At 33.4% G+C, this 26,566-nt stretch carries 29 protein-coding genes; 27 read left to right on the top strand and 2 right to left on the bottom strand.

What is annotated here, in order from left to right; genetic code table 11:
- The 14 genes from MG290_RS01615 (at window position 1) to MG290_RS01680 (ending at window position 14,041) form a co-directional block, all read left to right on the top strand.
- Window positions 1-525 carry an NUMOD4 motif-containing HNH endonuclease gene (locus MG290_RS01615; protein ID WP_264562178.1) on the top strand — a complete coding sequence of 175 codons (525 nt, stop codon included), beginning with the start codon at window positions 1-3 and terminating at the stop codon, window positions 523-525.
- Complete coding sequence (locus tag MG290_RS01620) at window positions 516-2,810, top strand: hypothetical protein (protein ID WP_264562179.1); 2,295 nt, start codon at window positions 516-518, stop codon at window positions 2,808-2,810. The genes MG290_RS01615 and MG290_RS01620 overlap by 10 nt, the downstream gene beginning before the upstream one ends.
- Before the next feature lie 10 nt (window positions 2,811-2,820).
- Window positions 2,821-4,239, top strand: coding sequence for a phage portal protein (locus MG290_RS01625; protein WP_264562180.1), 1,419 nt, complete (start codon window positions 2,821-2,823; stop codon window positions 4,237-4,239).
- Between the two features lie 115 nt (window positions 4,240-4,354).
- Window positions 4,355-4,978 carry a hypothetical protein gene (locus MG290_RS01630; protein WP_264562181.1) on the top strand — a complete coding sequence of 208 codons (624 nt, stop codon included), beginning with the start codon at window positions 4,355-4,357 and terminating at the stop codon, window positions 4,976-4,978.
- A gap of 18 nt (window positions 4,979-4,996) precedes the next feature.
- Window positions 4,997-5,392, top strand: coding sequence for a hypothetical protein (locus tag MG290_RS01635; protein WP_264562182.1), 396 nt, complete (start codon window positions 4,997-4,999; stop codon window positions 5,390-5,392).
- Window positions 5,393-5,399: 7 nt separating this feature from the next.
- Window positions 5,400-6,692: a hypothetical protein gene (locus MG290_RS01640; RefSeq protein WP_264562183.1), complete on the top strand. Its 1,293-nt coding sequence runs from the start codon at window positions 5,400-5,402 to the stop codon at window positions 6,690-6,692.
- Window positions 6,692-7,273 carry a hypothetical protein gene (locus tag MG290_RS01645; RefSeq protein WP_264562184.1) on the top strand — a complete coding sequence of 194 codons (582 nt, stop codon included), beginning with the start codon at window positions 6,692-6,694 and terminating at the stop codon, window positions 7,271-7,273. The genes MG290_RS01640 and MG290_RS01645 overlap by 1 nt, the downstream gene beginning before the upstream one ends.
- On the top strand, window positions 7,267-7,773 hold the full coding sequence (locus MG290_RS01650; protein WP_264562185.1) for a hypothetical protein: 507 nt from the start codon (window positions 7,267-7,269) through the stop codon (window positions 7,771-7,773). Before MG290_RS01645 ends, MG290_RS01650 begins: the two co-directional genes overlap by 7 nt.
- Before the next feature lie 2 nt (window positions 7,774-7,775).
- Window positions 7,776-8,654 carry a hypothetical protein gene (locus MG290_RS01655; RefSeq protein WP_264562186.1) on the top strand — a complete coding sequence of 293 codons (879 nt, stop codon included), beginning with the start codon at window positions 7,776-7,778 and terminating at the stop codon, window positions 8,652-8,654.
- Entirely contained in the window at window positions 8,654-8,869 is a 216-nt protein-coding gene (locus MG290_RS01660) for a hypothetical protein (RefSeq protein ID WP_264562187.1), read from the top strand. The genes MG290_RS01655 and MG290_RS01660 overlap by 1 nt, the downstream gene beginning before the upstream one ends.
- Entirely contained in the window at window positions 8,817-9,284 is a 468-nt protein-coding gene (locus MG290_RS01665; RefSeq protein WP_264562188.1) for a hypothetical protein, read from the top strand. Before MG290_RS01660 ends, MG290_RS01665 begins: the two co-directional genes overlap by 53 nt.
- A 4-nt stretch (window positions 9,285-9,288) precedes the next feature.
- On the top strand, window positions 9,289-9,522 hold the full coding sequence (locus MG290_RS01670; RefSeq protein WP_264562189.1) for a tape measure protein: 234 nt from the start codon (window positions 9,289-9,291) through the stop codon (window positions 9,520-9,522).
- A complete protein-coding gene (locus MG290_RS01675) occupies window positions 9,519-10,112 on the top strand; it encodes a hypothetical protein (RefSeq protein ID WP_264562190.1) in 594 nt (197 codons plus the stop codon). The genes MG290_RS01670 and MG290_RS01675 overlap by 4 nt, the downstream gene beginning before the upstream one ends.
- A gap of 524 nt (window positions 10,113-10,636) precedes the next feature.
- Entirely contained in the window at window positions 10,637-14,041 is a 3,405-nt protein-coding gene (locus tag MG290_RS01680; RefSeq protein ID WP_264562191.1) for a tape measure protein, read from the top strand.
- 13 nt (window positions 14,042-14,054) lie between these two features.
- Here MG290_RS01680 and MG290_RS01685 read toward each other — a convergent pair whose 3' ends face one another.
- Both MG290_RS01685 and MG290_RS01690 read right to left on the bottom strand, forming a co-directional pair.
- Window positions 14,055-15,071, bottom strand: a complete 1,017-nt coding sequence (locus MG290_RS01685) for a hypothetical protein (protein ID WP_264562192.1) — start codon at window positions 15,069-15,071, stop codon at window positions 14,055-14,057.
- A 5-nt stretch (window positions 15,072-15,076) separates the two neighbouring features.
- Complete coding sequence (locus tag MG290_RS01690) at window positions 15,077-15,313, bottom strand: hypothetical protein (RefSeq protein WP_264562193.1); 237 nt, start codon at window positions 15,311-15,313, stop codon at window positions 15,077-15,079.
- A gap of 164 nt (window positions 15,314-15,477) precedes the next feature.
- On the opposite strand from MG290_RS01690, the gene MG290_RS01695 reads away from it, so the two are divergent.
- The 13 genes from MG290_RS01695 (at window position 15,478) to MG290_RS01755 (ending at window position 26,560) form a co-directional block, all read left to right on the top strand.
- Window positions 15,478-17,727: a hypothetical protein gene (locus MG290_RS01695; RefSeq protein WP_264562194.1), complete on the top strand. Its 2,250-nt coding sequence runs from the start codon at window positions 15,478-15,480 to the stop codon at window positions 17,725-17,727.
- Window positions 17,727-19,712, top strand: coding sequence for a hypothetical protein (locus MG290_RS01700; protein WP_264562195.1), 1,986 nt, complete (start codon window positions 17,727-17,729; stop codon window positions 19,710-19,712). Before MG290_RS01695 ends, MG290_RS01700 begins: the two co-directional genes overlap by 1 nt.
- A 77-nt stretch (window positions 19,713-19,789) precedes the next feature.
- The gene (locus MG290_RS01705) at window positions 19,790-20,449 is read left to right on the top strand and encodes a hypothetical protein (protein WP_264562196.1); all 660 of its coding nucleotides are present in this window, start codon (window positions 19,790-19,792) and stop codon (window positions 20,447-20,449) included.
- On the top strand, window positions 20,449-21,528 hold the full coding sequence (locus MG290_RS01710) for a hypothetical protein (protein WP_264562197.1): 1,080 nt from the start codon (window positions 20,449-20,451) through the stop codon (window positions 21,526-21,528). Before MG290_RS01705 ends, MG290_RS01710 begins: the two co-directional genes overlap by 1 nt.
- A 3-nt stretch (window positions 21,529-21,531) precedes the next feature.
- Entirely contained in the window at window positions 21,532-23,628 is a 2,097-nt protein-coding gene (locus tag MG290_RS01715; RefSeq protein WP_264562198.1) for a collagen-like protein, read from the top strand.
- Complete coding sequence (locus MG290_RS01720; RefSeq protein ID WP_264562199.1) at window positions 23,583-24,029, top strand: hypothetical protein; 447 nt, start codon at window positions 23,583-23,585, stop codon at window positions 24,027-24,029. The genes MG290_RS01715 and MG290_RS01720 overlap by 46 nt, the downstream gene beginning before the upstream one ends.
- On the top strand, window positions 24,026-24,346 hold the full coding sequence (locus MG290_RS01725; protein WP_264562200.1) for a hypothetical protein: 321 nt from the start codon (window positions 24,026-24,028) through the stop codon (window positions 24,344-24,346). The genes MG290_RS01720 and MG290_RS01725 overlap by 4 nt, the downstream gene beginning before the upstream one ends.
- On the top strand, window positions 24,343-24,753 hold the full coding sequence (locus tag MG290_RS01730) for an N-acetylmuramoyl-L-alanine amidase (RefSeq protein ID WP_264562201.1): 411 nt from the start codon (window positions 24,343-24,345) through the stop codon (window positions 24,751-24,753). The genes MG290_RS01725 and MG290_RS01730 overlap by 4 nt, the downstream gene beginning before the upstream one ends.
- Window position 24,754: 1 nt before the next feature.
- Window positions 24,755-25,291, top strand: coding sequence for a hypothetical protein (locus tag MG290_RS01735; protein ID WP_264562202.1), 537 nt, complete (start codon window positions 24,755-24,757; stop codon window positions 25,289-25,291).
- A gap of 255 nt (window positions 25,292-25,546) precedes the next feature.
- On the top strand, window positions 25,547-25,801 hold the full coding sequence (locus MG290_RS01740; RefSeq protein WP_264562203.1) for a hypothetical protein: 255 nt from the start codon (window positions 25,547-25,549) through the stop codon (window positions 25,799-25,801).
- 6 nt (window positions 25,802-25,807) lie between these two features.
- On the top strand, window positions 25,808-26,044 hold the full coding sequence (locus tag MG290_RS01745; protein ID WP_264562204.1) for a hypothetical protein: 237 nt from the start codon (window positions 25,808-25,810) through the stop codon (window positions 26,042-26,044).
- Window positions 26,031-26,348, top strand: coding sequence for a helix-turn-helix domain-containing protein (locus MG290_RS01750; RefSeq protein WP_264562205.1), 318 nt, complete (start codon window positions 26,031-26,033; stop codon window positions 26,346-26,348). Before MG290_RS01745 ends, MG290_RS01750 begins: the two co-directional genes overlap by 14 nt.
- On the top strand, window positions 26,345-26,560 hold the full coding sequence (locus MG290_RS01755) for a helix-turn-helix transcriptional regulator (protein ID WP_264562206.1): 216 nt from the start codon (window positions 26,345-26,347) through the stop codon (window positions 26,558-26,560). The genes MG290_RS01750 and MG290_RS01755 overlap by 4 nt, the downstream gene beginning before the upstream one ends.
- The last annotated feature ends 6 nt before the right edge of the window (window positions 26,561-26,566 follow it).

A 26,566-nucleotide genomic window follows, 5' to 3' on the forward strand; every position in this document is an offset into this window, starting at 1 on the left:
ATGGATAATGAAAAATTAATATGGAAAAAAGTAAAAGGATATTCAAGATATGAATATTCAAATACTGGATTGATTAGATCTACTAATTATAAAAACTCAAATAGAAAAGTAATTCTTAAACCTGCTCTTGATGGAGGTTATTATAAAACAGTTTTACTAAATGATGATAATAAATATAAAACAGTCCGGGTTCACGTAGTAATAATGAATTCAGAGCAGAATAAACCATCGTTAAAACATGAAGTTAATCACATAGATGGCAATAAATTGAATAATAGACCTGACAATCTGGAATGGCTCACGCATTCTGAAAACATTCAACATTCTTTTGATAATAAACTTCAAATTCCATTAAAGGGAGAAAGCAATCCTGCATCAAAATTAACTAGAGACCAAGTTGACTTTTTAAGAAACGAAAAGAGAACAAAAGGAAGGTTTTGGGGCAGAAATAAATATGCGTTAGAATTCGGCGTATCCGCTAAACATATTCAGGAGATAGTAAACGGTAATGTTTTATGGAAATAGATTTCGAAAATATTGAATCTATCAAATTAATAGACGTTCCTATTGTTTATGATATTGAAGTAGAGGATAATTCTAATTTTTTTATTGAAACAAATTCAGAGCCAATTTTAGTACATAATTCAGGAAAAACTTATTCTAGTCTTTACTTCATATTATACATCTGTTTACATGTTGAAGAAACATGCGTTATTAATATCGTACGTGAAACATACAACGAATTTAAAACAACACTGTATTTAGATTTCAAAAAGATATTGCGTGAATTCGGTTTACCAAATCCATTTGAAACTGCTAAAGATGTACAATCGTTTTACATCGGTCGCAATCAAATAAATTTCATGGGAGCCGATCAACCAAGTAAGGTGCACGGTGCAACATCTGACTATTTATATTTTAATGAAGTTCTTACCATTGATCAGGCAGTATTCAAAAACCTTACAATGCGTTGTAATAAGTTTTGGATATCGGATTTTAACCCGTCTGTAACTGAACATTGGATATTTAATGAAGTAATCACACGTGATGATGTTGGGCATTTACGCTCAACATTCAGAGGTAATCCACATATTCCTATTGGTCAAAAAATAGAAATATTAAATTCTGAACCATGGCTTCCAGGATCTTATATTGTTGAAGATGATATTATCAAATGCTTTAATAAGAAAACCGGAAAAGTTGAGCCAATATCAGATGATAACCAACCGCCTCCGCACCCGAAAAATATCAAGCAGGGTACAGCGAATGAGTTCTACTGGAAAGTATATGGCTTAGGATTACGCGGCGCAATGACCGGCGTTATTTTCTCAAATGTTGAGTATGTAACCAAATGGCCAGAAGATATTGCATGGACATATGGTCTTGATTTTGGTTTCACTAATGACCCAACCGCATTAACTAGATTTGGTGAAGATGATCAGAATATATGGATTGAACTGTTGCTTTACGAACCAATTGACCATCCAGATGATTTAGATACAGCATTTGTTAGCCTCAAGGTTGAAAAAGATATTCCAATTACCGCAGATTCATCTGATAAATACACCGGTGAAAACAAAGGAACTGTTGAAATGGTCAGATCATTAAAAAAGAAAGGATATGCCATTAAAAAGGTTTCTAAAAACAAAGGTGTTGTCTATTGGATTGGTTCAATGAAAAAAAAGAAAATTCATCTGGTGATAAGAAATGAGAAGTTAGGAAAGTTCGTAAAGATCGAGCAGCAGAATTACAGATTTAAAGAAGTTAACGGAATACCAATAAACCAACCAATAGATAAATACAACCACATGTGGGATAGTTGTTTTGTAGGCGATACATTAGTCAAAACCGATAAAGGGGTAAAATGTATAAAAAACATCGCTATTGGAGATTATGTGTACACTTCTGGAGGTTTAAATTTGGTAAATCATGTTTTTAAAAACGGAATCAAGAAAGTTAGAAAATACACATTAATTCTCGAAGGTAAAACACTAGAATTAGAGTGTACCGAAAATCATAAAATAAAAACAAATAAAGGATGGATAGAGATTTCAAAATTGAAAGAGGGGATGACGGTTTACTTAAACAAGAATTCAACGGAAAATGTTACAAACTTTATAAAAACGAACGATACTTTTCAAGAGGGAACAAAAGAATGCATATCGACGTTTGGGAATTCTTTAATGGAAAAATACCCAAAGGATTTCATGTTCACCATAAAGACAATAACCCGCATAATAACAGAATTGAAAATTTGGAGTTGCTTGAAGGTGCTTTACATATATCAAGGCATACGAAAGAAAGAGTTCAAACGAATAAAAAATGGTTTGAAGATTTTATTTCAAAAGGTGTTAAGTCAGCAAAAGACTGGCATGGTTCGCCAGAAGGAATTAAATGGCATAAAGAACATGCAGAGAAATTCAATTTTGGTTCAAAAAAATATGGGCTATCCAAATGCAAATCCTGTAATAAAGAATTTGAAAAGAGTAACATTGACCACCAATTTTGCTCAAACAAATGTAAATCAAAGCACAGAAGAGCAATCGGAAGTGATAACGTCACTAAAATATGCCCAAGTTGCAACAAAGAATACACAACCAACAAATATAGTAGAGGCAAAACTTGTTCGCTTACATGTAACTGGGCTCTACGAAAGAGAGGTCTTTGATTTGTCTGTTGATAATGAGCACGAATATTTTGCAAATGGTATTTTAGTTCATAACTGTAGATACGCTCACATGGCATTTAATACACCGCTTACCTTACACCAAACCACCGAAACATTGAATGAATTGGGTATTAATTATTAGTTGTAAAAACATGGATATTTTAGAATTATTAAAAACAGACATTCAGAAAGCAATTGGTTTTATTGAAAAAAACCAAAAGCATCGTTTAGAAGCTTATACTTGGGAATATCTAAATAAAGAGTTTAACGGAAATGCAAGAGATTTGCGAAACTCCCAAGTTGGTAGAATTCAAAAAGATAAGATTGTTGGCACCGGTGAAAAAGCAAAATCGGTTACTGCAATTCGTTTATCTATTCCTTTTGCAAAGAAGATTGTAAATACAGCAGTTGCTTTTGAATTAGGTGAACCGGTTACTTTGATTGCTGATGAAAAGAACGAGCTATATGATTCGGTTAAAAGCACATGGAAACTGAATAGAATGGATTCTAAACTCCAAGAAGCGTTAAAGAAAAAGAAATCAGAACTTGAAAGCTGTATTATTTTTCATATTGAAGATGTTCCAAGAGATAAAACATGGATTACTAAGCTATTTACTACCCAAAAGAAAAGGATAAAATCAAATGTAAAAACTAATAAAGAGGGTAGAATGTATCCTATATTTGACCAATACGGTAATATGCAAATGTTTGTATGGCGTTTTACTTCTAAAAGTGAGAGCCATTCCGAAATTGATAATATTTGGATTTATACAGATAAAGAACGTATTGATTTAGATAACTCGGTTAACAACACTTATTCAATCACATCTAGAAAACCGCACGGTTTTGATCGTATTCCAGTTATGTATCTGCAACAAGATTTGCCAGAGTGGGAGGATGTAAAAACAATAATTGACCGTTTTGAAGTTGCATTGTCAAAGCTTGGAGGTTCAAATGATTATGCAGGTTATCCTTTATTAAAGCTTTACGGTGAGTTGGTATCAATGCCAGACCGCAACGACGATGGAAAAACTTTACGTTTTCCTATGAAAGAAGTTGACGATACAGGTAAAACAATACATGGTGATGCAGAATTTTTAACTGCAAATAACGCTGCTGAATCCGTTAAATTAGAATTGGAAAAACTTTATTCATTAATCCACGCTATGAGTTCAACCCCAGATATCGCTTTTGAAAATCTAAAAGGTTTAGGCGCTATGAGTGGAATTGCTCTAAAATTAATGTTCCTTGATGCAATAATTAAGGCAAAAATGAATGAAGGAGAAAACAGGACGATGGTTGAACGTTGTTTAAATATCATTGCATCTGGTACCAAAAAAACAGTTGAAACAAAATTAAGTAAACAAGATCTACTTATTACAGTTCAATTCAATTCCATACTTCCAAATGATTTAAAAGAAGCTGTTGAAATTGCTACAAGCGCGGTGAATGGTGGTGTTATGAGCAAAGAAACTGCTGTCGATTATTTAGATATGGTTGAGGATAAAACAGAAGAATTGGATAAAATAAATAACGAAAAAAGTATTACAAATGAAAAAGCACCTTTATAGGTGTTTTTTTTATTACCATTCTCAAATGTCAATAACTCACTACCTAAAAATTTTTATCTACCACAACCGCTAACTAAATTAGATACTGAACATTAAATAACTTAATAACAGTATCATGAACAAAAGACAAAAGATAGCAGGTAGACTTAAGGCACTTTTCCCTAAGGCTAACTTATCGACTAAAAGGATAGACGTGATTACGGCTAAACTTGAATCTAAAGTATCAGATGATGCAGACGATACGGCAATTGACGAGATTGTAAATCAAGCTAACGAATTCATGGACTTTGAAGCAATAGCCAAAGAGGACGATAGAGTAAGAACGCTTGAAGCAAATCAAAAAAAAGGTGATGAAGGTGGAAATCCGCCAAAAGATGATCCTACACCTGAGCCGCCAAAAGATGACACACCTGAATGGGCTAAAGCTTTACTTAGTAAAGTGGATGCTTTAGAAAAAGGTAAAATCACCGAATCAAAAGCCAATACCGTTGCAGATTTATTCTCAAAATCTGAAATATTGAAAGGACTTCCAGAAAATCAAAAACAATCTTGGTTAAAACGTGTGAATTTAGAATCTGAAGATTTAGCTGCTGAAGTAGCATCATTAGAAACTGAATACACCGAACTAAGACAGTCTTTTGCTGATTCAGCAGATTTAGCTGGCGGCACTTTTAATAAAACCGAGGGTAAAACAGCAGTTGCTGATGCTGATCTAGATGCTGTAATGGGTAGATTGTAGAATTTAAAACTAATTAAAATGGGAGTAACTGCTTCATTAAACAATGAAAAACAAGGTTTTGATACAGGGAATGACACTATTGTTATACCTCGTGTAATGGAAACCGTTATCGGTGGTAGGACACTAGATACTACAGGTTTTACACCTGAAATTATTAAGGCTGGTACAGTTGTGATTAAAGAAGATTCAACGGGAGACCATAAACCAATGCCGCTAAATAGTAATGCTGATGCGTATGAAGCTTTACCTGCTGGTCATTCATTTGTTGGCGTGGTAATATCAACCGTTGATGCTAAAAAGCCATTTGTTGGAATCTGTGTTAGAGGTACAGTAAATGAAATTGCTTCACCATATCCGCCAACAACAGCTATTAAAAATGGACTTGCTCCATTAATTCGTTTCATTAAAGAATAAATAAAAGATGGAAAAGTCAATTTTTGTACACTTAAAAGAATGGTTCGGTAAAATTGTAGGTAAATTATCTGTTTTTACAGATGGTAAGCTAGAAAATGATGGTGAAGATTACTTACATAAAAAAATGCTTAAAGAAGAGCATTCTGCCGATTTAAGATGGGGGAGTTCTACATACAACAAATCAATTATTAGAGCTGATGTTGTTGCTATGGATTCTGAATTACCATTAAAAAGACAAGATGCTATTGAAACAGCGTCTGGTGAAATACCAAAACAAGGTATGATGTTTAAGTTGACCGAAAAGCAATTATCTGATATTGATACAATGATTGCTAAAGGTATGTCCGTTGTAAATTATGTGAGTAAAATATTTGAACAAGTTAAAAAATCGATACTGGGTATCCATGAAAATAACGAATTCATGTTTTTACAAGCGTTATCGACAGGTCAAACATTAATCGAAGATAAAGATAATGTAGGTCTTGGAGTTCGTATTGACTTTGGGTTTAAAGAAAAAAATAAACACAATGCTTCGAAACCTTGGAGTGATAACACAGCTTTAATAATTGATGATATCAGTCGTGTGATTAAGGCTGCTAAAGCACAAGGGATAAAGTATAAGGTTTTGATGATTGATGATAGTACATTATCGTACTTATGTGCTAATGATCAAGTAAAAAATCATTTTGCGTTTAATAAAGGTATTGTAACTGAAGGAGGAACCGTTCCCACACTTAGTGATGAACAATTGATGTCCTTCTTCAAAACTAAATTCAAATTAAACCTTATCGTAGTTGATCGCACTATGAACTCAGAAAAGAATGGAATACGTTCTACGCAAACGCCGTGGGAAACAGGTATTGCAACATTCTTACCTTCTGAGAATGTCGGTCGATTAGTATACGGAACCCTTGCGGAAGAGACAAGAAAAAACACATCGATTTCATACGAAAAAGCTGGTGCTTATATCTTAGTAAAGAAATGGTCTGAAAACAAACCTTTTTCTGAGTGGACTTCATCAGAGGCTTTATGTTTACCGGTTATTGATAATGGAGGTTTGATTTCTTTATTAGATACCAAAATAGCAAACGTAGAAGATGAACAAACAGAAGGTGATGCTAATTTCGACTACAACGGAACAGCATATACAAAAGCTTCAGTAGTTGCAGCAATTAAAGTTGTAAAACCAACATCTACTGTTACAGTTGATTCAACAGATGCAGCATTAGCGAACATCATTAACAAGTTTAATGAAGAGCAGGTTGCGGTATTTGAAGCTAACATAACCGAAGCTGTGTAATGTATTCTGAAAGTAGCAAAATATTAATTAGTAAAAGAGTTGGCTGGGATAACCCGGCTGGCTCTTTAATTCCAATTTCTATTAATGAGGAAAATCAAATTGCTACTTCCGGCAGACGTGTTAATTCATTTCATCAATTAGCAAATGCTATTAATCTATTTCACACGGTAGATGAAAGCTATTTAAGCGAAAATTATTTTAATGAATTGTTAAATGATATTCGTTTACAAGGTGCTATTGAAGTAATGAATAAAATACTCGATCAACATCATTGTTATGATTTTGAATTCGATTACGATAAGAGAATTGAGAAGTATCAATCATTATTTGATGAACCTTTGGGCTATGCTTTAGCCATAAAATGCATTGAAACCTTTTTGAGTTCAAACCGCTCAAACTACATTGAGCGAAATACCAAATTAGGTTTTGAAATGCTTAAAATAGAATTGGAAGGAGTTAAAAACGAGCAAGGTTTTACAATTTCGCAAGGTTTGAATGCAAAATTCTATTCTTCAATTCGAAAAGCGCAAAAAATATTTTTTCCAGAACCAATTCAAATAATAGGAGGTGCCGAATGGTAAATTACGGATTAGATAGAGAGGTTTCAATCATCAAAAAGCATTTAGAGAAAAAACTAAAATGGCAGAATGTTGATTTTCATGGAAGGGTTTACAAAAACCCAACCAAATCTGATAATGGTAAGATGATTCCAGAGATTTATTCAGGTGCTAAAAACTATCAGGAAGTTTTTACAAACGATTTAAAATCGGGTACAGTATTCTTCTCGGATTCTTTTAAGCATACAGTTGAGAATACTCAACACATGCAAACTGATTTGTCAATCATTTTTATTCTTAACCTTTCTCAATTAAAAGGTGACAATCTTAGAAATGATATCGAAGTGCAGCATGAAGTTCTTGAACTTTTAGTACAGTTGCCGCAATTCGAATTAGCAGATTTAACTATTGGTTTGAATGCCTTAAATGATTTTGATACTTCTAAAATTAAATTGAGTGATATGCAGCCTTGGCACATATTCTCAATCACAGGTAAAATAAAATATAACATTAATAATTGTTAGTTATGAATAGACCTTACGTAGAGTGTGGCTCTAAAAAAACAAGTTTTAAAAATACAGGTGCTAAAAAGCAATGTACATTAAAGAAAACGGTGCGTTATGCCGTTGCGGTAAAAGGTTTTAGTTTTGATTCTATTGAAGATGCAAAAGACAAAACCAAATGGGATGCAGCTATTGCAGACAAAAAACTATTCCCATTATACGATGCTGAAGAATATGCAGTAGCAGACACAGAAGCTGCATATTGGGAAGGTGAAAACACGCGAATTGAAACCACTCCGGCAAAGAAAATTAGAACTTTCCGTTCTATTTTAGGATTGTGTTCTTACAACGCTTTAAAATCTTTTGACGGTCAAGAAATGCAAGCTTTCGAGTTTACAACTGATCCTGGTGTAAAGGCGGTTTTAACTGCTGATGGAAAGGTGAAAGGCCAAACAGTTACGTTGAACGTAGGTAGATTGCAAGATTCTACAGCTGAATTACCACAAAACGCTGTGGTAACAGTAAACTACAAAGATTTTAACGAACGTGAGGATATGGGTGCCGATTTACGTCCTGAATGGAGTTACATTGAGTTGTACGGAATTTTCGATGCCTTTGTAAATGTAGTATCTGCTTCATCAACAGAAATCAAGTTTACAGTAGCTTCAGGTTGCGGTTCTGGCGATGAGCAAGTACACGATTTAGCATCCGGGGATGTTGAGGTTCGTGATGCTTCTGGAGCATTAGTTACTGTTTCTTTTGTTGCAGCCGATTCAGATGGAGTTTATACAGTTACAGGCACTGGTTTCGCTACCGATTACACAATCGGATTAACAAATGTTGTTACGGTGGACGATATGAACTTTGAATCTCCTGAACCAACTAAAATTACAGTTGCATAATGGGCAGCTATAAAGGAATAACATTCGCAGAGGGCTATAATAAGTCCTTTGCGGATTTTAAAAAAGAGTTTGCTTCAACTCATGTTTTTAAAAATATTCCAGAAAATAAGCGAGAAGCAGAATTAAAAAAGGCTTACCAAATAGCAACTAAAGCTAATAGAGATGGCAACGCTAAAACAGGCACTAAAGACAGCCAAACAGATCCAGCCAAATAATATTGAAAAGTTTCTTTTTGCAATTATTAAATCAATTCAAAAAGATATAATCGATGCCAATAAAGACCAATTGTCAAAAGGTAAAGATGTTTATAATAAAACCATTGGTTTGTACTCAAAAGCTACTGAAGCAATTACCACAAATCAATATTTATTAGGTCAAAGAAAGGATATAAAGAAAGCAGGAACACCTTTCACAGCACAAGAAACAGGTGCTTTTTTCAAAGGTTTTTACCTTGAAATTGTAGGTGATGCTTTCAGGTTGTTCTCTAAGGATCCTAAAACGTACGAAATACTCGACACTTGGGAATCAGATGCATTATTTGGTTTGACTGATAACAAATTAAGGGAGATTGTCAGTAATGATATTCTCCCTTTTTTATTAAAAAATATTAGAAATACTTTAAATATTTAAGTATATGAATCCAGAAGTTTTACAGATTATAGCACAAATGCTATTAAAAGGGAGAGTTCATAAAGAAGAATTATATCAGTTGAGTAGTTACATACCAGGTATTAATGATTTGTTAGCATCTTTTATGAAAATAGATGCCCAACAATTATTTGAAAAAACGGATAAAGGTGAAGTTATTACAAATGATATAATTATTCCTCTTTTAGGTATTATATATAAAAAAATAAAAGGATTATGATTTACAACACTTTAGACCTTTTACCTATCAAAACCTTTTACAAAATTCAGGAAACAGGCAATTTAAAACTGCTGAACGCCCCAAATCTTGATGAAACAGAATTAAAAGATTTATTTGATAGTCTTTCAGATCAATTCAATAAAATTGACAAAGGTGAGGAGTTTGACCGCGAATTTTTATTACAAAGAGAAATTTCGCATTTAGAAACAAAAGTGAAAATCATCACTTTAGGAGTTGAGATATTAAGATTTGAATATGATGATGAAGTAAAAGCATCAATAGAACAAGAAGCTCATCACAAAATACGGACAAACAGAACCGAATATTACTACAAGGACTTAGAACGTATTGAAAAGAAAATAAGTCTTATCAATACAAAGATTCAGCGATTAAAAGAACAACAAAAAACAACTCAAAAGAGCAATGACAATTCTTCGATTGACGATATGCTGGCTTCTATATGCAGCATATTAGGTGTTTCTTTTGATTTCAACACCATACCATGCACAACCTATTTAGCCTATAAAAAACAAACCCAATCCAAGATTAAAGCGCAAGATGAACAAATTCAAAAACTAAACATTCGATAGTTATGGCATCAGGAGACGGTATTATCACGCGAAAAGAAATCATCACCGATGAAGCTTTGTATTTTGGTAAAGAATACAGCAAGAGCGTTGAAGAAGCTATTGCTTCCAATAAAATATTAATAGATCAGTTTAAAATATTATTCAAAGTATCGGGCGAATACCGAAAAGCGCAAGATAACTTTGATTTTCGTAAAGCTGCCAAAGAAGAAAGTGCGGCTCACCAACAGATTTTAAATGAACTAAGGCAAATGGCTACTCTCGAAAAAGAGTTGGAGCGAATTAAACGCGAAAAACTAAAAACCGAAAGGGAAATGCTAAAGGTTGCGCAAGAAAGTTTGAACGTGTCGATTAAAAAGGCACAAATGGAAGCAGCTGCCGAAAAGGAAATCGAAAAAATAAAACAAGAGCGCGCTAAAACCGAAAAAGAACTTTTAAAAGTACAGCAGGAAAACGAAAAGTTAAGTAGGCAAATTGCCCAAAACGAACAAACCAACGCAAAAGAAGTTGAGCGCGTAAAACAAGAGTTGATTAAAACCCAACGAGAAGAATCTCGTTTAAAAAGAGAGTTAATCAATCTTGAAAATGCAGAAAACAACCAAAAGAAAAAAAACAAGGTTGTTACCATGGAAGAACGCGTTCAGCAACAATTGGCAAACAAAGCCGATAAAGAAGCGGTGCTTGCTAAAATGGGGCTTATTGGCCCATATCAAAAACTAAATAGGCAAAGAACCGAAGCCAAAAAGAAATTACTTGATTTAATTGCAGCAGGTAACGCTTCTAATAAACAATTACGCCAAGCACAAAGGGAATTTGATGTTCTTGATAAAAAAATTAGGAGAGCAGATCAAGCCGCAGGCGATTTTACTAAAAATGTAGGAAATTATAAATCGGCTTTTGCCGGTGTATCTAATATTTTAGGAGCATTTGGGATTGTTGGGGGTTTGACTGGTTTGGTAGCATTGGGTAAATCGATTTATGAAACTACAAAATTAATTCAAGGCCAAGAAATTGCTTTAAAAATGCTTTCTGAAACGGAAGAAACATACGCAAAGAATAAAGAATTTTTGGTACGCATTTCAGAGCAATATGGATTAGAATTGATTACAACAACCAATGCCTATAAAAATTATTACGCATCAGCAAAAACAGCTATTCAGGAAGGTAGATTATCATTTGAAGAAATGCAAACCATTTTTGAAAAGATTTCTAAATCTTCATCGATGCTTGGTTTATCAGTTGACCAACAAGAAGGTGCGTTTTTGGCAATTTCGCAAATGATGTCTAAAGGAACTGTTCAGTCCGAAGAGTTACGCGGACAATTAGGTGAACGTTTACCCGGTGCATTTGAAGTTATGGCAAAAGCTTTGAATGTAACAACTATGGAATTAGGCGAAATGCTTAAAAAAGGTGAGGTAATGGCAGCGGACGTATTGCCACGATTTGCGGTTGCATATGAAAAGGCTATTGGAGCCAATCAAGTTGAACGAGTAGAAACATTAGCAGCTGCACAAAACAGAGCTTCAAATAAATGGACGGAATTTGTTGAGAATTTGAATAATGGTAAGGGAACTATAACTGAAGTTGGAATAGGATTTTTTGAAATGACTTCAAAGATTTTAGATTTAATTGGAGCAAAAGAACAACTTTCTAAAACTATTCAAAATGAACAGTTAGAATTGAATATGCTTATTGGCAGAATAACATCAGCTAATGTTTCAAACGCAGAAAGACTTTCATTGATTGAAAAATTGAAAAAAAACTATCCTGATTTTATTTCTTTTATCCAAGATGAAGATTATTCCAATAAAAATTTAATTGAAACTTTAAACCAAGTAAATGATAATTATAAAGAAAGAATAAGATTACAAATAATAGCAGAAGAAAAACAAGATAGGTTAAAAGGTATTGAAGCAGCAACAAGATCTGTTATTGTAGCAGAAGATAATCTTTTTGAGAAGCTCGTTGAGCTAAATTTAAAATATAATTTAGGCTTAAATGTAACAAGAGATAACCTAAACGAAACCGCAAAAAAAATGCGTGAATTAGGTAAAGAAAATAAGGCGTTACAATTTGATTCAAGAGGTGTAAATAGGTTTGAGAAAGATATTTTAAGGCTTACAGAAAACTTAAACCACTTAAAAAATCTTTATGATAAATTTAACGAAGAAAATCCTATAACTTTTACTGCATTAGAAAAAATACCTGAATCAAGAAGACAGTATTTAGAGGATGAGTGGGATAAAGAGCAAGCAGAAAAGCGTGCAGCAGAAAAAAAGAAACTGGAGGAAGCACAAGCTAAAGAAACCGAAGAACAAAAAAAGAAAAGAGAAGCAGCAGAGCGAAAAGCAAGAGCCGCTAGGGAAAAGGCGCAACGAGAAGCAGAAAAAGCGGAACAAGACCGTTTGAAGAAGCAAAAAGAATTATACGAAGCTGAAATCGATTTGGCGATTTGGCGTACTGAAAGCAAAGCAGAAATTTTGAAAGACGAATCAATCAACGAAAAGAATACCCAAGAAGAAAGATACAATGCTTTAATGGAATCCCAGCAGTTAGAAGAAAGTGCTTTGCGATTGAATCTTGAAAAAAAATTAACCCTTTCGCGTGCTTTTCAAAAACGTACTGATGAATTTACCAAACAAGAAATACAAGATTTAATTGATCGCAAAGAGATTAAAAATCAATTATCAAACGAGGAACTTCTAATTCTTGAAAAGTTTTATGCAGCGCAGGAAAAATTGCGTAAGGATAATGAGAAGGATTTAAAAGATAGTGTTGAATTTGAAGCAAACCTTTTAAAGAAACAAGCGCAGGAAAAAGTAAAAAAAATCACTTCACAAAATAATAAAGATGAAGCTGGTGAAATAAATGCACTTTCGATAGGTAGCAATCTTACTGATGTTGAAAATTACGAGAAATCAGTTTACAAAATAAAAAGAAAGTATTTGCTTAAAAACCTTGAAGATGAGTTAGCGGTTTATAATACAATTGTTGAAAGCGAAAAGAAAAAAGGTAAAGTAAATCAAGACATACTTGATAAGCAGTTAGAATTAGAAAATCAAGTCCGTGAATTTAAAAATGAATCACATGTTGAATCATTAGAGCAAACTGAAGAGATAGCGCAACGTTACAAAAAATTAGCAGAAGACATAAAAATAGCTTTAATAGACTTGACAAATGCTATTTTTGACAACCGTATTCAACGCATCGATGAGGATATTGAACGTACTGATGATAAATATGAACGAGAATATGAACTTGCAGAAGGTAACGAACAGGAGCAGGAGCGCATTAGAATCCGCCAAGAAAAAGAAAGGGAAAAATTAGAAGCCAAGAAGCGAAAAGAGCAACATAAACAAGCTGTTTTTAATAAAACAATGGCTATTGCGGATATTGGTATAAGCACTGCAAAAGCAATAATGAGTATTTGGGCTGAAGTTCCTAAAGCTGATTTTGGTATTACTGCAACAAAATTATCAATAATGGCTGGAATTTTAGGCGCTATACAAACCGCTGCTGTTTTAGCTACTCCAATACCAAAATATAAAATGGGGCGTGAAGATGGCCCGGAAGAAATAGCGATTGTTGGTGATGGTGGTGTGCATGAGGTTATTGAGCATAAAGACGGTTCTGCTGAAATTACACCAAGAAGAGATACTCTCGTTAAGCTATTAGAAGGCGATAAAGTACACAGCTCTATTGAAAAATACCGCCAATCTCGAAGAAATCAATTTAAAAATGATTTGGTAAAAGATCATCTTAAAATGCAGGCATTTATTAACAATCAGCCGATTTTAGATAATTCAACAATAGAAAGAAAACTCGATGAACTTATTAAGATTACGAAATCCAAAAATATGTCTGTAACGGTCAACACACCAAAGATTGATTTAGCACACGCAGCATGGAGAGCAAAACAATTGGGATATTAAATTACAAAGGCAGTTAAAAGCTGCCTTTGTTTATAAAATAAAAAACTAAACCAAATATTATTACAGATATAATAAATCCAAAAACAGTTTTTAATCTATCTGGCTTATATTCTTTTGAAAATACACTATGAAACAATGTAGTGGAGAATAAACTAATTAATAATAGTATAATAATATTTAAAATTAATTTGAAAAAGCCTCCTTCTAAATAAAATGGAATAATAAAACTTATTATTATTTCGGTAAGTAACAGAATGGCTAAAAACGAATTTATATCAAAACTCCTTCTCCTTTTAACAACTTTTTCTTCAATATATCTAGTGTTTAAATTAATAATTTTGTTGCCGTTGATTTTAAAATAGTGTCCAGGAACTGTTACGAATTTTTTTTGATTATTTGAAAAACGATTTACGTCAGTTAAAATAAGAGTATCTATATCGTTACTATCTTTCTTTAATGTATGATTTACATAGTATCCAGAATATAATCTGCTATCATTGGGAGTTTCAATTAACGCATCTATAATCGTTGAATTAATTTTTACGTTTTTAATTTTTTTTCTAAAACGATCATTGTTAGGTATATTACCTCTAAAATAATAATACCAATAATCATTTGATCTAAAATAAGATATATATAAATCCAAGTTAAAAAAACAAATCAACTTATTAAAAAGTAAGCCTATAAAAAATGGGAAAACGGAACTGAATAGTAAATATTTTAAAACGAAAACTAATGTTTTTCTATCAAAATCAATATTATTATAATTCGATAAAAAATCTTCTTGCAAGGGTGTTGTGTAGGTTTTAAAACTTATTTTAGAATCGAAAAAATAATTATTTAGTAAAATAATGCATATCTGAAATAGTATTGATATAAAAATTGTCGAAACTAATCTATCTTGAAAAGAACCTCTATTTAATAAACTTTCAAATCTTTGTGTATAATAACCTCCTTTAAAAGATATTCCTGGTATAACCAGGAATAAAATAAGTGCAATTGCGCTTGTGGCTAATTTTAAATCTTCCATTGGTATTACTTAAGAGATTTTAAAACTAAAGTATCACCATTTTTTAAGTTTATTTTAACACGATTTACATTTCCGTCTCTAATATCGCTTAAGGCTTTCTTGTATTCATTCTCTACTTCAGATATCCTGTTATCAAGACTAATTTCTTTTAATGATTTATCTTTAAAAATCCAGTCAAGAATAGGGGAAATAGCTGAAAATACTGATAGAAAACTTGTTGTTATAATACTGATAAATTTCATAATTGTATTATATAAATATTGAACAAAATATTATTACAAAATTAGAAAATAGTTTAATATAAATTACAAATAATAAAAAAATATTTCGTTGTCAATAACTCCTTTACAAATTCTACCCATTTAATTTTCACATCTTTTAAATTAGATATTCATCTAATTTAATTATGGCAACTAACATATTTACAGAATATTCAGACCGTGTCCGCTACTTTCTAAGTAGTAAAAGTTTTGGTACTATTCAAATACCAGAGCCAATTGGTTGGGATGAAGATGAAAAAGAATTTGGCAGAAACAAAGAAGAGCATGGTATTTTCACGACCCTTTCAAATGCGCTGAGATTTACAAAATTAAGCAAAGACTTTATCGAATTAGTGTCTGAAACAGATGGTATTAATGCCGAAATTAGGTTAACAAAAGAAAGCAAGAATGACCAAACAGATGTTTGGGAAACAGCTTACACAGGTTATTTAGATTTGTCTACCGAAGAAACCGAAAACAATCAATTAAGTTTAAAATTCAATTCAGGTGGTTTAGAATCTATTTTAAAAAACAGAGAGGGTGAAGATGTAGAAATAGACCGAAAAGACACGATAGATGGCAAAGTGATTGATACGCTAAAAACCGTAAACGTTGAATTGAATGGACGTAGGATATTTCTAGAGTCAACGTGGAAAGCTGCGCCTATGACGTATCAAAAAGAATTGCTTATTAAGAGTACAGCCGGAGAAAAAAGATATTTATCTAATACTTTACCATTTGATATTGATAAAAAGTCACACGAACAAGCAAACCCAACTTTTGACGGTTCAGATGGGAATGAGCACATTGGGCAATCAACAATGATGCTTTTATCAAACATTGATAGAACTAGAAAGTTTAAAGTAAAAGTTAGCGATTTAAAAGTTTTGCTCTTCACAAACCAATCATGGGAAGTAGATAACGGTTATGCTTCTATTTCTTTGGTAGTGTATGCAAATGGTTCTAATTTCGACAGAACTGGAAACGTTAATGATATTTGGAGGTTTGATTTTTCTGGAAAGGATCCAATATACTCTGGAAATGTATTTATTGATGAGCAAACGTTCGATATCACACTAAATCAAGGTGAAAGTCTAGGTTTAGAGGTGATGATATATTCAGATTTCAAATCTGATATATTGGGTGGTTGGGGTAGAACATATAAACGTAATTTGTTTTACACATTAAAATCAGGCACTATCAAAATCCAAGAAGATTCTGAATTTAAAAAAACGGCATGTAAGGCCGTAAAACCTTTTGAATTAGCAAATAGACTTGTTGAAATTATAACTGGCAGGAAAAACGCTGTAAAATCAGAGATTCTTCAATCAGGAAAATGGAAAAATCTTCTGATAACACATGGTTTTTGGATTCGTGGATTTAGTAGAGATGTTGATGCAAGTCTTCCAGAAGAAGATCGTAAATTCAAACCATTAACTACAAATTTCAGAGATTTTACACAGTCTTTAATGGCTGTGGCAAATATTGGCGTAGGTATTGAAAAAATAGGAGCAAGGGAGTATGTAGTTATAGAGGATTTAAAATATTTCTACAATAGAAACACAACTATAAAACTACCAAACAAAATCACCAAAATAAAACGTTCAACAGATCCAACTAGTTTTTACAAAAGTATTGAAATTGGTTTTGAAAAAGGAGGGGAGTATGAAGAGGCCATGGGATTGGATGAATACAACATTCGCAATTCCTATACAACTTGCATTCACCGCGTGGAAAATAAATACACCAAGCTTTCAAAGTATCGGGCAGATACTTACGGAATGGAGTTTGCAAGACGAAAACCATATTTTGACTATCCTACCGAAGATACCAGTTACGATCAAGATATTTTCTTCATAGATTGTAAAGATGAGCCGAAAACAGTAACATTTCCAACATGGCCATTTAGGGGAGCGACCAAAACCCTTGAAAGCTATATACCGCGTTTATGGAATGATGATTTTAACCAAATGCCAACAGGTGTATTTTCGCCTGAAACAGCATTTAATTTACGCATCACGCCTTTTAATTCCATGTTAAGGCACGGATGGAACATTTCAGCAGGATTGACAAAATATAGTTTTGAAAAAATAAAATATTCAAGCTCAAAAGGAAATAGCAGTTTGGTTACTTTATATGCCGAAAATGGGGAGATAGAGAATGTAAAACTTGAAAAACCTAGGTATTATCCGCGAATTATTGAATTTGAACACATCTGTAATGATGAGATAATGAAAATGGTTGAGGGTAGAAGCAATATCCTTGGCAAGGAAATTAGAAATTGCTATGGCCTTGTGGAATTTATCAATGAGAATGGAGAGATAGAAAAAGGTTATTTATTGGCATTAAAACCAAATGGAGCTGGAAATTTTAAACTGTTACAATATCAAAAATAATGGAAGATAATTTTTTAGAAATAGGCATTAGTTTATCGGAAAATGTTTCTTTAGAGAATAATTTTGCTATTTACTTAAAAGACAATATAGGCGCTAATTACAATGTGATAGGTACTTTCACAAATCAAAGAACTGGTCGTTATCAAATTGAACTAGGGCAAACAAAACAACAAACTATTCAAAATTTAAACAATGCATTCAAAGCTGATTATGGTAATGAATTCAATATATCATTTGATGGTTCGTTGGTTTCTATGAAATCAAAATTACCTGGTTGGGAATTTGTTGATAGTATCAAAATACCGATAGGACTTCCATTAGATTTAAACCCTCAATTAATTCCTGTTTCTGGGTTTAATATTAGTTCCGTTGAATTTTATACCGCGGAAAATTCACCTTGCAGTAAAGTTATGGTAAAAGTTACTGCAAATCAGCCAATAGCTCAAGCAAGTATCAATCACGGAGCATGGATACCTATAAATGGTCCGGTTTACGAATTTGAATGGTACAGAGGTTTTGCATTAAATTTAAGATTAACCGATTACATAGGCACTCAAATAAGTAGAAACATAACCACACCGCCACTAATTGAAACGGTAAATGATAGTATAAAAGTTGTGGTTAATAAAGGAGATAACAGTTCAACAGCTACTGTAATCCATCCTTACACTGATATGCTGATTTATGAATTTTCATTGGATAATGAAAATTGGCAAACAAGCAACACTTTTGCAGGTTTATTAGAAGGTGAATATTCTCTGTATGTAAAAGATAATTTAGGATGTTCTAAAATTATTCCTTTTTCAATCTTAGGTGAAAACTTTGGTGAGCCGGTTGTTTTTATATCAAAAGAAAATTCCATAAGATTTGTTGAACCATCAGGTGCATACGAAACAGACGAAAATAGAACTTTCTGCAAGTCTGCTGCTAAATTGAATTACGGTTATATTCAAGAATTTTTAAACACAGATATAATAACTACACAGTTTAGATCAAATTATAATGATGTAAATGTTAGTTTATTCAATAAAACCGATGATAATAATGATTTCGTATTCGTAAGCAAATTAACCAACAACATCGGTTTAAAAGCAAAATACAATCAAGTAAAAAAGTATCAAATAAGCCCAACGCAATTTGGTATCTATTTTGAAACCGGCCAAATATTAGACTATGATACCAATGCTGTTTTCGATACTTACAACTTAAATGGAAGTTTGCCAATTTGGGCAGTTTTAGGCAATGTAATTGATATAAATGGCACTTTTTACGCAGTTGATTCAATAGGATATGATGAAAATGTAAACGCTGAGGTTCTAATTTTCAATGGCACATCATCGCCTAATACGCAAGATGTTATTGTGTCTTGTGTTTATAATATTCAAGATTACGAGGTTTACGAGTTTACCATAGATATGCAGCATTATTTAGGTAAAGAAATAATGATTGAAATTAGAAACCAAGACCCTAATTTTGGTACTCATATTTGGAAATCTGAAACTATTAGTGTAGTTGAAAGTTTAGAAAAGTATTTAGAAATACGTTATTTTAATTCAACAAACACAAATGTCATTTATTCATCTGGAATACAACATTTACTACGAATTCCATATAATACGATTAAAGCGGTTGATAGTGATTCCAACGAAAGTTACAAAACAGATACCAACACCGAATTACTAAAATCAGACGTTTACGAAATTACAGATTTTGAATTTATTCCACTGCCTTTAGAAATGTATCGAAAAGTAAAATTAGCCTTATCAATGGATTCTGTTTTTATAGATGGTGTAGGATATACGAAAAATGCTGAATTTCAAAAAGAAAACCTTGGTTCAACGAATTTATACAAGTTGACAGCTTCAATGATTAAAAACGGTTTTGTATTCAATAGCAATTCTAATAACAGTCAAATAATTACAGATGTAACTATCAATGTCCCTGGTTTAATTGAAAATACAATTGATGGATATATTGGGTTATAGTCAATGTCAATAACTTAATTACCAAATGTTTTAATGAGAAAAGAGATTTAATGAAATTAGATTAAATCTCTTTTTTTATGGATCGTACTCTTAACTTGGTTTTAGAAAAATTAACGCAGTTAACTAACCGCTTAAATTCAATTGCTCAAAATTCAAAGAAAATACATGAGCTATCAGACTTCGTACCTAATGAAGAAGCTGATTTATATATAGCGGTGAGCGATGGAACTTCTACCGGTAAAAAAATTTATAAAGCAACTGAGGTAACATCTGAAGAATTTGAAAACCTTAAAAATCTAGAATTATCTAATCCTTTAGGTTCTTCTATACTCCAAATTAAAGATTCGGAAGGTAACATTTTGGCGACTTTAGACCAATCTTATTTAGACGGAAACAAAGTTTCATTAGCAGTAAACCAAGAAACAAATGCACTTGAGTTGTTAGATTTTGTGGGTGAACCATTATCAATCATTCCAATTTCAAGTTTTACAGAAGCCCCCAAACAAAAACAAATATTCGTGCACACGCTCACCCCAACCGATATAGAGCAAGCGACCATTACTTTAGAATTGCAAGCAACGCCTTTGCTTAATGAGTTTTACGATTTACATATAAACGGACTATATGTAAACGACGATGATTATATCGTACAAGATCATCAAGTAATAATAGCCAAATCAAATATAGGTTATGAGATTTTGGCAGGTATGAAATTAACATTTAGATACAGATACTAATGAGCACGCAAAAAATAGATCAAGAGCAAATAGACGGTAATTTAGTAAATAGTATTACCGGAAACTATATCGATAATACCGATCCTAAAAATCCGCAATCAACATTACCAGCTAATGTTGCAACTGAAAGTTATGTAAACAGTCAAGGATTTTTGAAAACCGAAGCTGATCCAAAAGGCGTTGCTTCAATTGCTTTTTCGGGTACAACAACCAAAACGTTGACAATTACCTTGAACGATGGTAATACGGTAACGGGTACATTTTCTGATATGAATACCGTTTACAATGCTATATCGGCAGCATCATTAGCAGCAGGAACCAGCACCGAAAACAAGGTAATTTCAGATAAAGTATTAGTAGATTATTTAAACGCTCGTTTAGCGGCGGCAATGGTTTATAAAGGGCAGGTAACCAATTATGCGAATTTACCAACAACTGGAAACCAAACCGGGCATACCTACAATATTGTAAATGCTTTCACAGTAGGTGGGCAAAATTACCCAGCTGGCTCAAACGTAGCATGGAACGGAACGGCATGGGATGTTTTGGCAGGTTTTATAGATACATCTATTTTCTTAACCGCAGAAACCGACCCAACAGGTGTTGCTAGCATAGTCGTTACCGGTTCTGGAACCAAAACTATTACGGTTACGTTAAACAATGGTTCAACACGTACGGCAACGTGGACGGATACTAATACAACCTATACCGCAGGTACATTGGCAACGTTAAATGCTGGAACCGATACAACTGCAAAACTATGGAGCGATAAAGTGTTGAATGATTGGTTGAATGGTAAAAGCTTTGCATCGTTGGCCGATGTTACAACCTTTATGGGCACACAACGTAATGATATGTTTATTGTTGTTGCCGGTAATATCTCGGGTGGAAACGTAACGCTAAACTTAACGGCAGTAAGAAAAACCACCTCGTTAATAATGGCTTTTTATAATGGCGTAAAAGTGCCAGCACCAGCAATCAACATTAACGGAGCAGGGAATCAAATGACTATTAACCAATCGCTTTTACCAACGCCTATTAAAGTAGGCAAACAGGTAGAGGTAGTTTATATGGGGTAGATTATGTCGCAAAAAATAGAAATAGAACAAATAGAAGACGGTTTAGCCAAAATAGACGGTACCAACATACCAGTACAAACATACTGGCCAAACCACCGTTCAGGAGGTTTAGGAACTTACACATTTACGGACTTTAATGTAGGCAGTACGTTCGACAATGTTTTCGTTGAAACAAACGGCGGGATTTTTCAGACGAACAAATCAGGTATGCAATCTTGGTTGGGGTTAGATGAGATTAAAGAAAATATAGGTGGTAGAAATTTAGCTAATCCTGGAGGGCATTCCAATAACTATTCTCCAAGTTTCTTTTATAGCACCGATTATGCTTCAAATGGACTCACTCCTACATTAATTGATGGCAAACAATGGCTAAGAAAAACAACTAGCGTCACATCGTTTAGAATTCAGTCTACACCTATATTTCCTAACAAAACCTACACGTGGTCAATGGATGTATTTTTAGATCCGTCTGTTGGGATTTCACAAGCTATAAGAATCGCTAGTTATTATTTAGGGAGTTACAACATTACTAATCATTTGGTTACTAATACGCCAACGAGAATATATCATACGTTTATATCGAAATCTATTGCAACTTATGATATTCCTCATATTTATGATACCGTCGAGGGTATACACTTTGCTAATTTTCAGCTACAAGAAGGGTCTGTTGGTACTAATTGGCACTTAAACCCAAATGAATCTGTGGCCGATTGGAACCAAACCGATCCTACAAAATTTGATTTTATTAAAAACAAACCAACGCTAGTCAACAACTACCTAGACCAAATTATAACCACAAACGGCACAACAGCAGGTACTGTTTACACGTTTAAACGTGTTGGGTTATCCGATTTAACCTTACAATTAACACCTGCGAGTGCATCGTTTTCTGGGGTTGTTACGACTGGGGCGCAGACTTTTGAGGGTGTAAAAACGTTTAACCAGCAAATAAACACAGTTTCTCATGGTAATAGCTCACAATGGAAACAAGCGTATGATGCAACTCAAAGTTTAAAGGATAATTTTGTAGCAAAAGGTGCGGTAGCTAACAGTGTATTACCTAATCACGTTATTGACTTAAACGCACCGCCATTAGGAACATATCTATCTTACACAAGGTCTACATCTTCGAATAAACCAATAAGTGGTGGTGGATTTTTAATTCAGCAGTATTTTTCTACCGCCGGTACTAACTATGTTCTACAAGATTGGACTTCTTTGTCGGGTAATAGGTTTTTTAGACGTTCTAATATAAATGAAAATTTCGTAGAATTTTGGCACACAAGTAACTTCGATCCTGCTAATTATGTGTTACTTTCCCAAACCTACACCCAAGCACAAGCTTTAGGTTTGTTTGTCGGCAAAACGGGAGTTGAAACAATCCAAGACACCAAGACTTTTACGCACAGTCCGGTTGTTCCAAACGGTACGTTAAGTGGTCATGCAGTTAATTTGGGGCAGTTAGATCTAAAAGCCGATATAACATACGTTGACCAAGAAATTCAGAATATATCACTTACCCCGGGTCCAAAGGGTGATACCGGCGATAAAGGCGATAAACCAGCACACAGCTGGAGTGGCACGCAACTACGTTTTGAAAACCCAAACGGTACTTGGGGTACTTACGTAGATTTAAAAGGCGATACGGGCGCAACTGGTCCGCAGGGTATTCAAGGAGTAAAAGGCGACAAAGGTGATAAAGGTGATAAGGGCGATACAGGAGCGACAGGCGCACAAGGTCCGCAAGGTATTCAAGGTGCTACCGGTGCACAAGGTCCGCAAGGGCCACAAGGACCAGCAGGCGCAGGTTTGCCAAATCCGGGTGTTGAAGTTTTGGATTTCACTCCGGGAGGACATGCAATTGATAATCAGTTAGCAATGACGATTGTGCGATGTACCGCAGGCGGCGGTCCTTATACATTCGATTTAGTAAATGGTAAATATGATGGTGACGAAGTTTGTTTTACGACGTGTGGATATGAATACAACGTAGGCGGTGAATTGCTCTCTATGTGCGGTACGAGTTCTTTTGGCAGTTCAACAGGCAGCAGATGGATTTGGGCAGAACAAATAACGAAATGGGTGCAAGTGCCTTAAAAAAATACATAGTGGAAGAAAAATTAAACATATTCAAAAAAACACTTCTGTTTTTGCAATCATACAGCAAAACAAGATTTGGCAGCGGTGCTATCGGCTTTTTAATTGCTGGTTTTGGCATGTGGTACGGCTTTGTAGAGAATCTTCGTTTAACGGTTACAAGTCTGCAAAACGAAAATAAAGAGCTCAAAAAAACATTGAACGATGTTCAAAATAAAATGATTGTGCTAAAAGAAGAAGTCCGAAATGAATTGAAAGCAGAGCAGCGCGAATATCTCGAATTCACTTACGATTATATGCAAAAGGTTCAAGAAAATATTTCAAATACTAATATCAAAAAATCGAAAGAAATTGAAAAGTTAGAAGAAGAGATTCAAAAAAGAAAGGAGGTTTTAAAATGAGAAAGATACTTTTTGTGGTTCCATTTCTGTTTTTAGGAATCAAACCATATCAGCAAATTACATCTGAAAAATACGACAAAACAAATGAAGATTTAACGCAATTTGAAAAAGACACACTAGCACTTACTGTATTAAAAACAAGTGTTGAATTTCAATTAAATGTTTCTGAAAAATTAGACGAAAGAAAACAACAACTGCTAATTGAATTAAAAACAATACGTCAGCGTGAAAGGGACTTAAAGCGCCAACGCTTAGAAAAAAGAGAGTTACAAAAAATGATTAACGATTTAGAAAAATTTAATAATAGAGGATTATGAGAACAATTAAATACATAGCCGTACACTGCACGGCAACAAAGCCAAACACCACTGTAGAATCAATCCGAAATTATTGGAAAAGAAATTTGGGTTGGAAACAACCTGGCTACCATATTATTGTAAAACCTAACGGAGATCATGAACGATTGGCGCTCGATGAAACAATTTGCAACGGCGTAAAAGGCTATAACAGCCAATCAATACACGTTAGCTACATTGGGGGAATAGACGATAAAGGAAAAGCAATTGATAACCGAACCGAAGCGCAGAAAAGAACACTTTTGCAAATTATTTGTGGTTTAAAAGCTAAATATCCAAATGCTATTATTCAAGGTCATAGAGATTTCCCAAACGTTGCGAAAGATTGTCCGTCTTTTGATGCGAAAACAGAATATAAACATTTATAAAATGAAAAAAATACATCTACTTATAACCATTTTGCTGATAATAGCAACATGGTCGTGCAAAACCAAAAAAAGCACAACCGATTTTAAAGAAACGCAGACCGAAAACGTTTCTGTGATTGATAATTCAACCGTTGCAAAAAAAGAAACGGTTGAAGAAAACCAAGTTATTTCCAAAACGGAAACAACTGCCGATAAATCATTCTTTGAAGCGTGGATGCAAATAAAATCTGATGAAGCAACGTTTGAAGATAAAAACGGCAACAAATGGACTTTTAAAAATCCGCAGGTTAGTCAAAAATCATCACAGACAAACGATATTGCAAAAACCGAACAAACGGATAACAAAAGCAATAAAGTTGCTGCAACCGAAGAAAACACGCAAACAGAACGCAAAGAGAATGCGCAAACAGAAACAAAAACCGATTTACAACAAAAACAATCCTCAAAAGGTAGAGAGCCGTTTTGGCTGTGGATTGTAGGTGGTTGTGTAATTGGTGGGTTGGGTTATTTTGTTTTAAAAAGATTTGGATTAGTTTAACTAATGTGCATTATTTGCACATTGCAAAAGAAAGGAGAAACTATCTATTAGCGATGCAGAAATGTGTCGCTTTTTTTTGTTTTATAAACCCAGTAAAACCGTTGCAAATGTTAAATTTTGAAAAAAAACAAAAATAATTATATCATATATGATATAATTTAAAATATAGTTGTATCTTTGTATAAGAGTTAAGGAAGTGATTTACACAGCAAACTTTAAAAAGAGGCGGCAACTCGATAATACGGCAAGATTATTATGAAAGCAATTATCAGCAACAACACAACTTACAAAGTAACAGGCGAAAGAGGTGATTTCTTTATTACAGAAGATAATAAAGGTAAATTAAAGATGTTCGCGAAATCAACTGTAGAAGTTGTAGAAATTGAAGAAATGCCAAAAGCAAAAGTTTTTAAAAAAATTGCAAAATCAAGCCAAGCAGTAATAGATGCGGATTACAAGAATTTTCAAAAAAGAATGGCAGAAGCAGAATATTACGAACACAAAAACTAATTAATTATGAAAAATTTACAAACAAACAATAATCAAGAATCTCTAATAAAAGATTGGAACAATTTAAATGATCAACAAAAGGCTGCTTTCGGCGATAGATACATAACACATGATACTAACTTAAGAGCGTGGTGCAAGAATTTTGAAGATCTTTCAGAACTTAAAAAACAAAGAGTATTAAGAGATTTTAAAGAAGAATACAAAGAAGGTCTTAACAATTTAATAGGATATGGAATACAATAATAATAATAACGAGCAGTGGAAATTGCTCGTTTTACTTCTTAAAGAAATCGCAGAAAGCAAAGGAATTACACAGCAGGAAATAGCTGATAATACGGGGTTATTACAATCAAATGTAAACCGTTTTTTTGCGCTAAAATATAAACCTACTTTAGATACTTTTTTGAAGATTGCAAAAGTGATAAATGTAAATTTCTTTTTTGAAGACCAGGAAGGTAAAACAGATTTAAATCTGATGTTTGAAAAAGCGATAAATGCGTTGGGTCGTAGAACTGATAATTTGCCTAAAAATTTAAAAACTCTATGAAGCCAAACGACTTCCATAGCTACGTTATCATGCTGCTAAAAATCGGATTAACGCAAAAAGAAATATCCGAAGAATTGAAGAAAAATAACATTGAGCCTAATGGATTAAGTTCCATTGAAAAAGAAGTGCGGAAAATCAGAATTAAATACGGTGCAAAAACATTAGTGCATTTGGGTTATTTATTGGCAAAAGAAGAAGAAAACCACTCGTGATTGAGT

The sequence above is a fragment of the Flavobacterium sp. CBA20B-1 genome, from assembly GCF_028473145.1.
In the GTDB taxonomy this organism is placed as follows: domain Bacteria; phylum Bacteroidota; class Bacteroidia; order Flavobacteriales; family Flavobacteriaceae; genus Flavobacterium.